Annotated in this window: 11 protein-coding genes; 9 read left to right on the forward strand and 2 right to left on the reverse strand. The window is 56.5% G+C overall.

Translation table 11 applies throughout. The features are described from left to right. Nucleotides 1-19: 19 nt before the first annotated feature. Nucleotides 20-2,650: an EAL domain-containing protein gene (locus CKW31_RS19190; protein ID WP_256582662.1), complete on the reverse strand. Its 2,631-nt coding sequence runs from the start codon at nucleotides 2,648-2,650 to the stop codon at nucleotides 20-22. Nucleotides 2,651-2,918: 268 nt separating this feature from the next. Between CKW31_RS19190 and CKW31_RS19195 the strand changes: the two genes are divergently transcribed. The 3 genes from CKW31_RS19195 (at nucleotide 2,919) to CKW31_RS19205 (ending at nucleotide 6,612) form a co-directional block, all read left to right on the forward strand. Continuing rightward, complete coding sequence (locus CKW31_RS19195; protein WP_095098529.1) at nucleotides 2,919-3,305, forward strand: hypothetical protein; 387 nt, start codon at nucleotides 2,919-2,921, stop codon at nucleotides 3,303-3,305. A 390-nt stretch (nucleotides 3,306-3,695) separates the two neighbouring features. After that, nucleotides 3,696-5,585 carry a methyl-accepting chemotaxis protein gene (locus CKW31_RS19200; RefSeq protein ID WP_371856780.1) on the forward strand — a complete coding sequence of 630 codons (1,890 nt, stop codon included), beginning with the start codon at nucleotides 3,696-3,698 and terminating at the stop codon, nucleotides 5,583-5,585. A 235-nt stretch (nucleotides 5,586-5,820) separates the two neighbouring features. Beyond that, nucleotides 5,821-6,612 carry a substrate-binding domain-containing protein gene (locus tag CKW31_RS19205; protein WP_095098534.1) on the forward strand — a complete coding sequence of 264 codons (792 nt, stop codon included), beginning with the start codon at nucleotides 5,821-5,823 and terminating at the stop codon, nucleotides 6,610-6,612. Between the two features lie 135 nt (nucleotides 6,613-6,747). Here the strand turns inward: CKW31_RS19205 and CKW31_RS19210 are convergent, their stop codons facing one another. Next, the gene (locus CKW31_RS19210) at nucleotides 6,748-7,206 is read right to left on the reverse strand and encodes a metallophosphoesterase family protein (RefSeq protein ID WP_095098537.1); all 459 of its coding nucleotides are present in this window, start codon (nucleotides 7,204-7,206) and stop codon (nucleotides 6,748-6,750) included. Nucleotides 7,207-7,852: 646 nt separating this feature from the next. Here CKW31_RS19210 and CKW31_RS19215 point away from each other — a divergent pair. The 6 genes from CKW31_RS19215 (at nucleotide 7,853) to CKW31_RS19240 (ending at nucleotide 14,065) form a co-directional block, all read left to right on the forward strand. Beyond that, a complete protein-coding gene (locus CKW31_RS19215) occupies nucleotides 7,853-9,106 on the forward strand; it encodes an OprD family porin (protein ID WP_095098542.1) in 1,254 nt (417 codons plus the stop codon). Between the two features lie 252 nt (nucleotides 9,107-9,358). Next, a complete protein-coding gene (locus CKW31_RS19220; RefSeq protein ID WP_095098548.1) occupies nucleotides 9,359-10,186 on the forward strand; it encodes an NAD(P)-dependent oxidoreductase in 828 nt (275 codons plus the stop codon). Nucleotides 10,187-10,221: 35 nt separating this feature from the next. After that, nucleotides 10,222-11,109, forward strand: coding sequence for an SMP-30/gluconolactonase/LRE family protein (locus CKW31_RS19225; RefSeq protein WP_095098552.1), 888 nt, complete (start codon nucleotides 10,222-10,224; stop codon nucleotides 11,107-11,109). Nucleotides 11,110-11,163: 54 nt separating this feature from the next. Beyond that, complete coding sequence (locus tag CKW31_RS19230; RefSeq protein WP_095098557.1) at nucleotides 11,164-12,174, forward strand: TRAP transporter substrate-binding protein; 1,011 nt, start codon at nucleotides 11,164-11,166, stop codon at nucleotides 12,172-12,174. Nucleotides 12,175-12,256: 82 nt separating this feature from the next. Beyond that, entirely contained in the window at nucleotides 12,257-12,784 is a 528-nt protein-coding gene (locus CKW31_RS19235; RefSeq protein ID WP_095098560.1) for a TRAP transporter small permease, read from the forward strand. Continuing rightward, nucleotides 12,785-14,065: a TRAP transporter large permease gene (locus tag CKW31_RS19240; protein WP_095098564.1), complete on the forward strand. Its 1,281-nt coding sequence runs from the start codon at nucleotides 12,785-12,787 to the stop codon at nucleotides 14,063-14,065. Nucleotides 14,066-14,097 lie beyond the last annotated feature (32 nt).

Raw genomic sequence — 14,097 nt, forward strand, 5'->3', positions numbered from 1 at the left:
TGACTGTAGACGACAATTTTCAAGTCAGCACACATTCCGCGAGCCAGGCCTCGAATTCTTCCAGAGGCATGGGTCGGCTGATCAGATAGCCTTGCCCGGTGTCACACCCGGCATCGCTTAGAAACGCCAGTTGCTCCGGGGTTTCGATGCCTTCGGCGGTGACGGTGTAGCCGAGGGCATGCCCCAGTTCTATGACGGCCTCAGTGATTGCGACGTAGGCTCGGTCGTGAGGCAGACCGGAAATGAACGTGCGATCAATTTTCAGGTTGTCGATGGGCAAATCTTTCAGGTAAGCCAGAGAGGAATAGCCCGTGCCAAAATCATCAATGGCTACGCTCAGGCCCATGCTGCGCAGTTGACTGAGTACCGTGTGCGCCAACTCCTGGCGGTTCATGATCAGGCTTTCGGTGACCTCCACCTCCAGCACCTGGGCGGGCAAGTCATAGCGCTGCAAGGCCAGCCGTACATCTTCGACAAAATCGCTGCGTTCTATTTGCAGCACGGCCACGTTGATCGCAATGTGCTGGTTGTACTGTCCGGAGTCGCGCCAACACCGGACCTGTTTGCACACCTGGTCAAGCACCCATTGGCCGATCGAGACAATCAACCCAGTGCGCTCAGCCAGCGGGATGAAGTCTGCAGGCGATACCAGTCCCAGCGTCGGGCTGCGCCAGCGAATCAATGCTTCTGCGCCCTCGACCCTGCCGGTTTTCAGATCGCGCTTGGGCTGGTACCAGACTTCGAATTCATTGCGCTCAAGGGCCTGACGTATCGCCGCCTCCAGAGCCACTCGGGCCTGAATCAGCGTGGTCATATGCGACTGGTAGAAACAGAAATCGTTACGACCGGCCTCTTTGGCGGCGTACATTGCCGTATCGGCCTGAGTCAGAAGCGCCTGGGCCGTAGTCCCATTCTCTGGATACATCGTGACCCCGATGCTGGCAGTCACTAACGCGGCAGTCCCATCCAGATCGAACGGCTTGTGCAACGACTGAAGGATTTTGCCCACCACCGGTACGACATCCGCCTCGCACTCCACTCCATCAAGGATAAAGCCGAACTCGTCCCCACCCAGTCGAGCGACAACATCCCCAAACCTTGCCGCGTCGACAAAACGGTGGGTAGCCTGTTGCAGCAACAGATCGCCCATCGGATGGCCGAGGCTGTCGTTGACCAGCTTGAAACCATCCAGGTCCAGCATCAGCACAGCCATGCAGTTGTTCTGCCGTTTGGCCTGCTCAATGCCCTGGATCAGTTGCTGGTGGAACAACACACGGTTGGGCAACCCGGTAACCGAGTCGAAGTGAGCCAGCCGCTCAAGCCCGCGTTCAGCTTCCTTGCGCACCGTGACGTCTCGCACAATCGCATAGGTCACCAGCTCCTGCGCCAGTTGCATGGTGCACAGCGTCACCTCGGTCGGAAACACGCTGCCATCCACACGCTTGTGATCCCACTCGAAACGCAGCGAACCCTCACGCTCTACTTCGACCCGAAGCGCTGCGGCTTTGGCCACCGAGGACTGCCCGTCAGGCTGGAACAGTGGAGAGATCTCGGCCACGGTGACACTGGGGAACACGTCGCCCTCGAATCCCAAGGCCTTCATTGCGGCAGTGTTCCCCTGATTGATCCGCCCATCCTGACCCCGAATCCAGATGGGGTCCGGTGACCGCTCAAATAGCATGCGGAAGCGATCTTCACTTTGTACCAGCGAAGAGGTCACCACTTCCCGCTCGGTAATTTCCTTGCGCAGCTCGGCATTTCGCCGGCGGATCAGACTGTGATTCAGACTGGCCTGCAGAATGAAGAGACTCAACAGTATGGACGTCGATATGGCCAGCAGGAAAAGCGAGGAATCAAGGATGGACCGTGTTACCCAGCCGCTCCTGGGTAGAGCTGCCAATTGCCAGCTACCGCCGGGAATGCTGACGTCAACCACGATCGGATCGCTGTCGAACAATGCTGAATCGCCATAAATCAGCTGACCTGCTGCACCGAGGCCATCGTGACCGCGCAACGCGACTTGCAGCCCTTCTTCCTCTTCCAGTCCGGCCGCCTTCAGCAGTGCATCAGTACTGGTGACTACGGAAATAACGCCCCAATAGGCCTCATGTTCCTGATGTGCAGAAAGGAAAACAGGACGGCGATAGATCAATTCCCTGCCCCCCTGATACAGCGTTACGGGTCCGGCCAGCAACGCGGCGCCGGTTACGCGTGCTTTTTCTATGAGTGGGTACTGGTTGGGCCAGCTTTGATAGTCCAGGCCGATGATGCCTTCATTGCCTGCCAGCGGGTAGGTATCCAGAATCACTTCATCAGGCGCAATGACGATGTTGCGAATGTACGGCACGGCATCGATGGCGCTATGGGCCATGCGCCTGAAATGCTGGGGCGAGATACTCCCGTCAATACTGATCAGTTGGGCGATGCCTTCGGTGCCGCTGAACGCAAATCGCACACGCTCTGCCAGTCGCGTCCCTAGGCTGCTGAGTTGAAGAGCCAGACCAGCCCGATCATTGTCGCGGTGACGTGCATTATCCAGTGCGCCCAGCCCATAGGACAGAAATGCGCCAATGACCAGCACCCCGAGAGGTAACAAGAAGGTGCTATACGAGCCGTTGTCACGACCCGAGGGTGCCTGGGCTTTACTCACATGCTGCCATCCGGTTGGGTAATTCAAAGAAAATTAATACCCGGCGCACTATCCGCGTACACGCTGGATAGTGGCTGATAGCTCAAGGTCAATGTATCCGTATGAGTGCATCTCGTCATCGACCAGAATGACAGATCCTTGAGAAACATTTTTCAACTATCAATTTGACCGATGATGGGTAGTAATCGCATTGACTTCTTAATAAATACCAGCGGCGTAGCATTGCCTCCATACCCAGTTACCAACTAACCGATCTGGAGCAACTACTATGAAAACTTCAAACCTGATTTTTGGCTTTACCTTCTCCCTGCTGGCTGCAAGTGCTTTCGCCCTGCCGGCCGTCAATGTCCACAACCAACTGAACGCTCCAATAGTTGCTGAAGGCGGTGCTGACCACGTAGGTGCAAACCGCGTCGCTGCTGACGGTGCTGACCACGTAGGCGCAAACCGCGTCGCTGCTGACGGTGCTGACCACGTAGGTGCAAACCGCTTTGCTGCCGACGGTGCTGACCGCGTAGGTGCAAACCGCGTCGCTGCCGACGGTGCTGATCATGTAGGTGCAAACCGTTTTGCTGCTGATGGTGCTGACCACGTAGGTGCAAATCGCGTTGCTGCTGACGGTGCTGACCACGTAGGTGCAAACCGCCTAAGCTGATTTTCTAATCTGCTTGTCTACAGCCCGGCTTATGCCGGGCTTAATTTTGTCCAGAATAAAGTTCTTCCCGACAGCACATATATACAAAGTTATAATCACCTAGTTATTGGACGAAAAAATTGGATCCAATAAACCGTTAATAATTACCCTCCACAAGTATGACGTCCGATCACAATCGGGTAACTAAAAAATCTTATCAAACAACTGCTTGAAACTTTGCACTGGTTTTTGACGGTCGGCCATTAAGGTTCGAACGTCGTTGCCGATAGGGTGTTGTACAGATGCCCTCGCTGCCTTAAAAAAACAATGTTCCGGCTGTGATTGATCTTCCAAGCAAAAAAATCGTGGAGAAACACAATGAACAGCTGGTTTGCCAACATCAGCGTCAACATGAAGCTCGCCCTCGGTTTTGGGCTGGTGCTTGTTTTTACTGCCATTCTCGCTCTGACTGGCTGGAACAGCCTGAGCAAACTCATCGACCGTAGCAACTGGATGAGTGACATCACCGAGCTCAATGCCCAATTGACCAAATTGCGGGTAGCACGCCTGCAATACATGGTTGCCGACGGCGACGACGCCGTGGCCCAGAGCGTTCAGGTGGCCCTGGACGGCTTCAAGGCTCAGCAGGAAAAACTGCTGAAAAGCTTCAAGAGCCCGGAGAATATCGCGCTTTTGAAACAACTGAGCACCGTCATCGCCGAATACGAAAAAGGCCTCGCTGACATGCGGGCTGGCTACAAGGCCAGTAACAGCGCACGTGATTCAATGGGCGGCCATGCAGATAAAGGCAATGCGCTGGTTGATCAGCTTTACGCAGATGTACTGAACCTCGGTGCGGACGACGAGCGCCGATTCGAGCAGTATCAAGCCATCAGCAAGGTCAAACAGGACCTGATGCTGGCGCGTTACGCGACGCGTGGCTACACCGGCAGCACCACTCCGGAGAACGAACAGAAAGCATTGAGCGAGATCGAGAACGCGATCAAAGGCCTGCAAGCTACACAATCGACTTTTGGCGGCGTCCAGGCTGAACGACTCAAGCAGCTGGAAACCGAACTGAGCGAGTACCGCAACTCGTTGATGGCCTTCAAGACCACCATTGGCAACCTTGCTGTATTGCGCAAGAACATGACGACCCAGGGCGCGACCATCGTCAAACTCAGCGATGACATGTACAAAATCCAGCTGGACCGCCGTGACATCGAGAGCGCCGACGCCCGCAATATGCAGTTGATCTGCACCTTGCTCGCACTCGTGCTGGGTGTTTTGGCAGCGATTATCATCACGCGTCAGATTACCCGTCCTCTGAAGGACACCCTGGAAGTTGTAGAGCGCATCGGCTCTGGTGATCTGTCGCACACCATGGTTGTGACCCGCCGTGACGAATTGGGTGAGCTGCAACAAGGCATCCAGCGCATGGGCACCACGCTGCGCGACCTGATCGGTAACATTCGTGACAGCGTTGTGCAAATTGCCAGCGCAGCTGAAGAACTCTCCGCCGTTACCGAACAGACCAGCGCCGGTGTAAACAGCCAGAAGGTCGAGACTGATCAAGTCGCCACCGCCATGCACGAAATGTCGGCCACAGTGCAGGAAGTTGCACGTAACGCCGAACAGGCATCCCAAGCCGCATCGGTCGCCGATAAAGAAGCACGCAACGGCGACAAGGTCGTAGGCGAAGCCATCGTACAGATCGAACGTCTGGCAGCTGAAGTCGTCCGTTCCACCGACGCCATGACTCAACTTGAGCAGGAAAGCGACAAGATCGGCAAGGTCATGGATGTGATCAAGGCGGTCGCTGAACAAACCAACCTGCTGGCCCTCAACGCTGCGATCGAAGCGGCTCGTGCCGGTGAAGCCGGACGTGGTTTTGCGGTAGTGGCTGACGAAGTGCGCGGCCTGGCGCAGCGCACACAGAAATCCACCGAGGAAATCGAAGCCCTGGTCGCTGGTTTGCAGAACGGTACCCGTCAGGTCTCAAGCATCATGCTCAGCAGCCGTGAACTGACTGAAAGCAGCGTGACCCTGACTCGCAAGGCCGGTACATCGCTGGAAAGCATCACCCTGACGGTTTCCAACATTCAGGCGATGAACCAGCAGATCGCCGCCGCGGCTGAAGAGCAAAGCGCGGTAGCCGAAGAGATCAGCCGCAGCATCATCAACGTGCGCGATGTTTCCGAGCAGACCGCTTCGGCCAGCGAAGAAACTGCCGCATCCAGCGTTGAACTTGCCCGTCTGGGTAATCAGCTGCAAATGCTGGTCAGCCACTTCAAGGTCTGACCCTCGACAAGCAGTCGTTGTATACCTCAAGCCCGGCTAATTGCCGGGCTTGAGCGTTTCTGAAGTTCGTACTTTCCGATACGCCCTCCAACATTCTCACATGACGCAGGTAGACAATCGGTACTTGCTTGACTCCGCCTGACTCAAGGTTTCTGCTCTCAACCGATAGACGCGCATTATTGAGGGCTTTGCCACATAATCGTCGGGTTTCTTCCACTGCAAGGTCTATCTTCACATGCAAAAAATTCTTTCCTGCCTGCTCGGCGCCGTCCTTTCCTTCTCTCCTGTGGCGCTGGTCAGCGCCGCGACGGCAGCCAAGCCTGTTTCTCTAGTGGTTCTCAGTTCCGGCGGCATCATGGGCGCGTTCAACGCGATCAGTAGCGATTATGAGCAGCGCACGGGCGTGCGTCTGGTGGCGGAGGCTGCGCCGTCAATGGGTGCTACGCCGCAAGCGATACCTAACCGCCTGGCCCGCAATGAACCCGCGGACGTTGTACTGATGGTTGGCTCGGCGCTGGATAAACTGATCAAGAACGGCCAGATCGACCCCAAGAGCCGCGTCGATCTGGGTAAATCCTACATCGCCATGGCGGTGCGTCACGGCGCTCCCAAGCCTGATATCAGCACCATGGAAGCCTTCAAGCAGACGCTGATCGACTCAACATCCATCGCTTATTCAGACAGTGCCAGCGGCGTTTACCTGTCCCGTGTGCTCTTCAATCAGATGCATATTGGTGAGCTGATGCAGACCAAAAGCCGCATGATTCCTGCCACTCCAGTGGGTGAAGTGGTTGCACGTGGCGAGGCCCAGCTTGGCTTTCAGCAGTTGAGCGAGCTCAAGCAGGTGGAAGGCATCGACATCGTTGGTTTGATTCCCGACCAGGCTCAACAAATGACCCTGTATTCAGGTGCGGTTTCGTCGCGCAGCGCTCATCCGGAACAGGCTAAACAGCTGCTGGAATATCTGGGCTCGCTGGCGGCGGCTGACGCGATCAAAAAAAGCGGGCTGGATCCGGTGGCCAAGTAACGGCTCATTATTGCCTGAGCTGACGCAATGTGTAGGAGCTGCCAAAGGCTGCGATGACGGCGTGTCAGGAAAAACACATCGCAGCCTTCGGCAGCTCCTACAAGGATGTAGTCCAGCCAAACGTAGAGATCTGCTTCACACCGCCAACTCAACCAGCTCGGCCCTTACGCCTTGCTCGTCGATATGCAGCACAGCAACCGAAATCGGCAGTTTGAACCGCCGGGGCCCGGCGCTGCCCGGGTTGATGAACAGCACATCGTCCCGTTGTTCGATCAGCGGTTTGTGAGAGTGACCCACGACGACGACCCGGATGTCGTCCGGCAAGGACTTGGGAACCTCGGCGGGGATGTGAGTGACGTAAATGCCGATGCCCTCCACCTTCAACACCGCCGAATAAGGCACATCGCTAGCCCATGCATCGTCCTGATCGTTATTGCCGCGCACCACAGTCAGCGGCGCGAGGGCGCGCAGTGCTTCCAGAATCGAAACCTTGCCAATGTCACCGGCATGAATCAGTTGTTCACAACCTTTGAGTGCATCCAGCGCCTGCGGGCGCAACAGGCCATGGGTGTCGGAGATCAGGCCAATTTTCATGATGTCTGCTCGTGCTTTTTAAACGTAGGGACTGAGCATATCGGTATTCGGGCTCTGTGAGCGACGGGACAGTCCTGATGGGACCCTAAGTTAGCCCCCCGGCCTGCTTGTGATCTTGTAGGACCGGCTTTAGCCGGGAGAGCGGTGTTTTTGGCGAATATGTTTAGCGGATGTCCGGACGTCCTCCCGGCTAAAGCCAGTCCTACGTTTTTTCGTAGACTCTTCACGAACTCATTCGCCAAGGAGACACTTGCACCACCCGACGCACGTCCGAAAGGCTTATTGACAAACATCAGGCGGACTGCAAATATCGCGAAAAGTTGTACGACGACAGATAACAAAAATAACAATAATCAGGGAAGCACACGTATGACGAACCTCGTTCGCACCCCGCAATGCCCACGCATAAGACGACCCGCACACCCAGTGCCCAGCGGTAGCTATCGTTTGCGCTCCCGATCAAGTCCGGGATAACCCTCTTTTATAGAATTCGCTGACGGTTAATCCGTTTCGAAGCAAAGACTCGTCTGCATAGCGGCCAGAGTCTGAAGCCCCGGCATGGGGGCACCTTGCACTTCTCCACAGGACAGGCCATTCAAGTGCCGGAGGGGGAGTGCTCTGTCAAAAAAATGGGAGCACAACAATAATGAGATCTCAAAACAAGCGTTCACTGGCGCTTCTCGGGCTGGGCACCATGAGCCTGACGTTCCCGCTGATGGGCATGGCCGAAGGCTTTGTAGACGACACCAAAGCAACGCTGACTTTTCGTAACGCCTACTTCAACCGTAACTTCGTCAACCCGGCGAACGCACAGGGCAAGGCGGAAGAGTGGACGCAAAGCTTTATCCTTGATGCCAAATCCGGTTTTACCCAAGGCGTAGTCGGTTTCGGGATCGATGTCCTCGGCATGTACTCGGTGAAACTCGATGGCGGCAAAGGCACAGGCGGTACACAGCTGCTGCCGATCCACGATGACGGTCGTCCGGCCGATGATTTCGGACGCTTGGGTGTCGCGGCCAAAGCCAAGGTTTCCAAGACCGAATTGAAAGTCGGCGAGTGGATGCCGGTTCTGCCCATCCTGCGCTCGGATGACGGCCGCTCGCTGCCACAGACATTCCGTGGCGGGCAGATTACCTCCAAGGAACTGGATGGCCTGACCTTGTACGGCGGTCAGTTCAGAGGCAACAGCCCGCGTAACGATGCGAGCATGGAAGACATGTCGCTCAACGGCCGGGGCGCTTTTCAGTCTGATCGCTTCAACTTTGGTGGCGGCGAATACGCCTTTAATGAAAAGCGCACCCAGGTCGGCCTGTGGTACGCCCAGCTTGAAGACATCTACAACCAGAAATTCATCAACGTGCTTCACAGCCAGCCTATTGGCGACGTGACGCTGGGCGCCAATCTGGGTTACTTCTGGGGTAATGAAGACGGCAACAAACTGGCGGGCGATCTGGACAACAAAACCGCGTACGCCCTGCTGTCGGCCAAATACAAGGGCAACACCTTGTACGTCGGCTTGCAGAAAGTGAGTGGCGATGACGGCTGGTTCCGGGTCAACGGGACCAGCGGCGGTACGCTGGCAAACGACAGCTACAACGCCAGCTATGACAACGCGAAGGAAAAATCCTGGCAACTGCGTCACGACCTGGACTTCGCTGTCCTCGGCGTACCGGGCATGACCCTGATGAACAGGTACATCAGCGGTGACAACGTACACACTGGCGCGATCACCGATGGCAAGGAATGGGGCCGAGAATCAGAGCTCGCGTACACCGTACAAAGCGGCACGTTCAAGAGCCTGAACTTCCGGTGGCGTAACTCTTCCATTCGTCGCGACTTCAGCACCAACGAGTTCGACGAAAACCGGATATTCATCAGCTATCCGCTGTCGTTGCTGTGAACTTAAGGTGATACGCGAGATTTGAGCGAACACCCTGTGGGAGCGGTGCTTGCCCGCGATAAGGGCGACGCGATTTATCCTTAACCGCGTCGCCCTTATCGCGGGCAAGCACCGCTCCCACAGGGATTACCACAGAATTCAGATCCATCATTTCGACCTAAGTCGCGTTGACAAAGCCATAAGCGACTGCAAATAATCACCGGAAGTCATACGACAACAGATGACAACTAATAAGAACGGCAAGGGACTCTCATGACAACGACTCATACCGCCCAAACTCCCTTCAATCGCTTGCTTCTGACAGGCGCAGCAGGCGGTCTGGGCAAGGTTCTGCGGCAAAGTCTGCGGCCTTACGCCAAGGTCCTGCGACTGTCCGATATCAGCGAAATGGCCCCCGCCATTGACGCAAGCGAAGAAGTACAACCCTGCGATCTCTCCGACAAGCAAGCCGTTCATCAATTGGTTGAAGGCGTAGACGCAATCCTGCATTTCGGTGGCGTCTCGGTGGAGCGTCCGTTCGAGGAGATCCTCGGCGCGAACATCAGTGGCGTGTTCCACATCTACGAAGCCGCACGCCGCCACGGCGTGAAGCGCATCATTTTTGCAAGTTCCAACCATGTCATCGGTTTCTACAAGCAGGATGAAACCATCGACGCGCTCTCCCCTCGCCGCCCGGACAGCTACTACGGCCTGTCCAAATCCTACGGCGAAGACATGGCGAGCTTCTATTTCGACCGCTACGGCATTGAAACCGTGAGCATCCGCATTGGCTCGTCGTTCCCGGAACCACAAAACCGCCGAATGATGAGCACCTGGCTAAGCTTCGACGACCTGACGCAGCTCATCGAGCGTTCGCTGTATGCGACGGACGTCGGCCACACCATTGTTTACGGCGCTTCCGCCAACCGCAACGTGTGGTGGGATAACCGTTACGCAGCCCATCTTGGTTACCACCCCAAGGACAGCTCGGAACAGTTTCGTGACAAGGTTGAAGCGCAGCCCATGCCAGCCGCTGACGACCCTGCGATGGTTTACCAGGGCGGCGCCTTCGTTGCATCAGGACCTTTCGGCGACGACTGAACACCGATAAAAAAATAATAAAAGGACAGGGCGACATGGATGCTGAATTGATTCTCGACGCAAAAAACGCGACAGGCGAAAGTCCTGTGTGGAGCGCCAGGGAACAGGCCCTGTACTGGGTCGATATCCCGGCTGGCATGCTGCATCGCTGGGATCCGGCCGATGAAAGCAGCCAAAGCTGGAAAGCACCGCAAATGCTTGCCTGCATCGCCCGTTATGACAATGGCGACTGGATTGCCGGCATGGAAGACGGTCTGTATCGCCTGACTGAAACAGCCAACGGCACCTTGAGCAGCACTTCTCTAGCCAGCGTTGAGCATGCGTTGCCTGGCATGCGCTTCAACGATGGGCGCTGTGATCGCCAAGGCCGTTTCTGGGCGGGCACCATGTTGATGGACATGGGCGCAGGTGCATCGGTCGGCGCGATGTACCGCTACAGCGCAGGCCAGAGCGAAACGCTCACGGCACAACTCACCAACTTCATCGTGCCCAATGGTCTGGCGTTCAGCCCGGACGGCAAGACCCTGTACTTGTCCGACTCGCACCCCGGCGTGCAAAAGATCTGGGCGTTCGATTACGACACCGACAGCGGCACACCCCACAACCGCCGCCTCTTCGTAGACATGAATCACTATCTGGGCCGCCCTGATGGTGCAGCGGTCGATGCCGAAGGCTGTTACTGGATCTGCGGCAATGATGCCGGGCTGATTCACCGCTTCACACCGGCTGGCAAGCTTGACCAATCACTGGTTGTGCCGGTGAAGAAACCCACTATGTGCGCCTTTGGCGGATCGAATCTGGACACGCTGTTCGTGACCTCGATTCGCCCCGGTGGCGATATCAGCGACCAGCCACTGGCCGGTGGCGTCTTTGCCCTGAGACCCGGAGTCAGAGGCCTTGAGGAGCCTGCCTTCAAGGGCTAACGAATCACACACAAATCCACCAGCACCACAAAAACAACAAAATTGGAGTTATCCATGGATTTCAAACGCAAGCTTCTCATCGCCGCACTTCCGCTGGCCTTCTGTATGTCGGGCCTGGCCCAGGCAGAAGTCAAAATCAAATTCGCCGAAGTTCACCCCGCCGGTTATGCCCCGGTAGTGGCCGAACAGAACATGGGCAAAAAGCTCGAAGAGCAGTCCAAAGGCGAGATCAGCTTCAAGATGTACGCCGGTGGCGTGCTGGGTTCCGAAAAAGAAGTGGTGGAGCAGGTACAAAGCAACGCCATCCAGATGACCCGCGTCAGCCTGGGCATCGTTGGCCCGGTAGTGCCTGACGTGAACGTCTTCAACCTGCCGTTCGTATTCCGCGATCAGGCGCACATGCGCACCATCATCGACGGTGAAATCGGTCAGGAAATCCTCGACAAGATCACCAACTCCAACTTCAACATGGTCGCTCTGGCCTGGATGGATGGCGGCACTCGCAACCTGTACACCAAGAAGCCGGTACGCCAGATCTCCGACCTGAAGGGTATGAAGATCCGTGTTCAAGGCAACCCGGTCTTCATCGAAACCATTAACGACATGGGCGGTAACGGTATCGCCATGGCCACCGGCGAGATCTTCAGCGCCTTGCAGACTGGCGTCATCGATGGTGCAGAGAACAACCCGCCGACTTACTACCAGCACAACCACTATCAGAACGCCAAGTTCTTCACCATCACCGAGCACTTGATCCTGCCTGAGCCAATCGTGATGGCCAAGGACACCTGGAACAAGCTCAAGCCTGAACAACAGGCGCTGGTGAAAAAGCTGGCCCGTGAAGCACAGGCCGAAGAGCGCGTGCTGTGGGACAAGTCTTCTGCAGATGCGGAAACCAAACTCAAGGCCGCTGGCGTGGAATTCATCACCCTGACGCCTGAGCAGAAAAAAGCGTTCTATGACGCCACCCAGCCGGTTCGCGACAAGTTCGGTGCGCCGTACAAAGACTTGATCAGCCGCATCGAGGCCGTGCAAACCGACGCGTCTCTGGCCGCAGCCAAGTAACCACCAAGCAGCCCTATAAGCCAGTCCGATAACGCCGCGGGGGCGAGCGCAAGCTCGTTCGCCGCCGCTGTGGTGAGCCTCCATGAAAAATACGCTGCTGCGCTTCAACGACGTTCTTTACCGAGTCTGTGTCGGGATCGCCGGTATGTCGATTCTGATCATGACGCTGATTATTCCGTGGGGCATTTTTGCCCGATACGTACTGGGCAGCGGTTCCAGCTGGCCTGAACCCACCGCCATTCTGCTGATGGTGGTATTCACCTTCTTCGGTGCAGCTGCCAGCTACCGTGCCGGTGCGCACATGGCCGTCTCCATGGCAGTCGATCGTATGCCGGCTCAGGTACGCAAAGTTGCCGCGGTGGTGGTGCAAGTTTTGATGGCAACCGTTGCGCTGTTCATGATTATCAAAGGCTTCAAGCTCTGCGGTACCACCTGGAATCAATACATCGGGGAGCTGCCGTTCCTGCGTGTTGGCATCTCGTACCTGCCCATTCCCATTGGCGGCATCGTGACCCTGATTTTTGTCCTTGAAAGACTTTTTCTGGGCGACCAAAGCCACCGGGCTGTCATGCGGTTCGATGTGATTGAAGAAAGTGAAGGGGCCGCATAAATGGACGCTTTAATACTGTTAGGCAGCTTTATCGCGCTGATCCTGATCGGCATGCCGGTCGCTTACGCGTTGGGTCTTTCCGCGCTGATCGGTGCATGGTGGATTGATATTCCAGCAGACGCGCTGATGATCCAGATCGCAGGCGGCGTGAACAAATTCTCGCTGTTGGCGATTCCGTTCTTCGTGCTCGCGGGCGCGATCATGGCCGAAGGCGGCATGTCACGAAGGTTGGTGGCGTTTGCTGCGGTACTGGTCGGTTTCGTGCGCGGCGGTCTGTCGCTGGTGAACATCGTTGCTTCGACCTTCTTCGGCGCCATCTCCGGCTCCTCGGTTGCGGACACTGCCTCGGTAGGTTCGGTACTGATTCCGGAAATGGAACGTGCTGGCTACCCTCGTGACTACTCCACAGCGGTCACAGTCAGCGGCTCGGTTCAAGCCTTGCTGACACCACCGAGCCACAACTCGGTGCTGTACTCGCTGGCGGCTGGCGGCACGGTCTCCATTGCGTCGCTGTTCATGGCCGGTATCGGACCGGGCCTGTTGCTCAGCGCTGTGATGATGGGCCTGTGCATGATCTTCGCCCGCAAGCGTAACTACCCGAAAGGTGAAGTAATCCCGCTGCGTCAGGCGATCAAAATCGCCGGTGAAGCCCTCTGGGGTCTGATGGCCATGGTCATCATCCTCGGCGGTATTCTGTCGGGTATTTTCACGGCGACCGAGTCGGCAGCGATTGCCGTGGTCTGGTCGTTCTTCGTCACCATGTTCATCTACCGCGACTACAAATGGCGTGACCTGCCCAAGCTGATGCACCGGGCAGCGCGTACCATTTCCATCGTGATGATCCTGATCGGTTTCGCCGCCAGCTTCGGTTACATCCTGACGCTGATGGAAATCCCGATGAAGATCACCACAGCGTTCCTGACGCTGTCGGATAACCGTTACGTGATCCTGATGTGCATCAACGTCATGTTGCTGCTGCTGGGTACCGTGATGGACATGGCACCGCTGATCCTGATCCTGACCCCAATCCTGCTCCCCGTGATCGTCGGTGTAGGCGTGGACCCGGTGCACTTCGGCATGATCATGCTGGTGAACCTGGGGATCGGACTCATCACACCGCCGGTTGGCGCGGTGCTGTTCGTCGGTGCTGCGGTGGGTAAAGTCACCATCGAAGCCACCGTGAAAGCTCTGCTGCCGTTCTACGTGGCGCTGTTCCTGGTACTGATGCTGGTGACCTACATCCCTGCAATCTCCCTGTGGTTGCCGAGTGTGGTGTTGTAAGAGAAATTGACGCAAACCTCGTTGGAGCGAGG

The sequence above is a fragment of the Pseudomonas sp. Irchel 3A5 genome, from assembly GCF_900187575.1.
GTDB lineage: Bacteria > Pseudomonadota > Gammaproteobacteria > Pseudomonadales > Pseudomonadaceae > Aquipseudomonas > Aquipseudomonas folii.

Bases quoted from the DNA above. Each gene is read 5' to 3' on its own strand.
- CKW31_RS19195 (WP_095098529.1), top strand. From the start codon at position 2,919: ATGAAAACTTCAAACCTGATTTTTGGCTTTACCTTCTCCCTGCTGGCT.
- CKW31_RS19200 (WP_371856780.1), top strand. From the start codon at position 3,696: ATGAAGCTCGCCCTCGGTTTTGGGCTGGTGCTTGTTTTTACTGCCATT.
- CKW31_RS19205 (WP_095098534.1), top strand. From the start codon at position 5,821: ATGCAAAAAATTCTTTCCTGCCTGCTCGGCGCCGTCCTTTCCTTCTCT.
- CKW31_RS19210 (WP_095098537.1), bottom strand. From the start codon at position 7,206: ATGAAAATTGGCCTGATCTCCGACACCCATGGCCTGTTGCGCCCGCAG.
- CKW31_RS19215 (WP_095098542.1), top strand. From the start codon at position 7,853: ATGAGATCTCAAAACAAGCGTTCACTGGCGCTTCTCGGGCTGGGCACC.
- CKW31_RS19220 (WP_095098548.1), top strand. From the start codon at position 9,359: ATGACAACGACTCATACCGCCCAAACTCCCTTCAATCGCTTGCTTCTG.
- CKW31_RS19225 (WP_095098552.1), top strand. From the start codon at position 10,222: ATGGATGCTGAATTGATTCTCGACGCAAAAAACGCGACAGGCGAAAGT.
- CKW31_RS19230 (WP_095098557.1), top strand. From the start codon at position 11,164: ATGGATTTCAAACGCAAGCTTCTCATCGCCGCACTTCCGCTGGCCTTC.
- CKW31_RS19235 (WP_095098560.1), top strand. From the start codon at position 12,257: ATGAAAAATACGCTGCTGCGCTTCAACGACGTTCTTTACCGAGTCTGT.
- CKW31_RS19240 (WP_095098564.1), top strand. From the start codon at position 12,785: ATGGACGCTTTAATACTGTTAGGCAGCTTTATCGCGCTGATCCTGATC.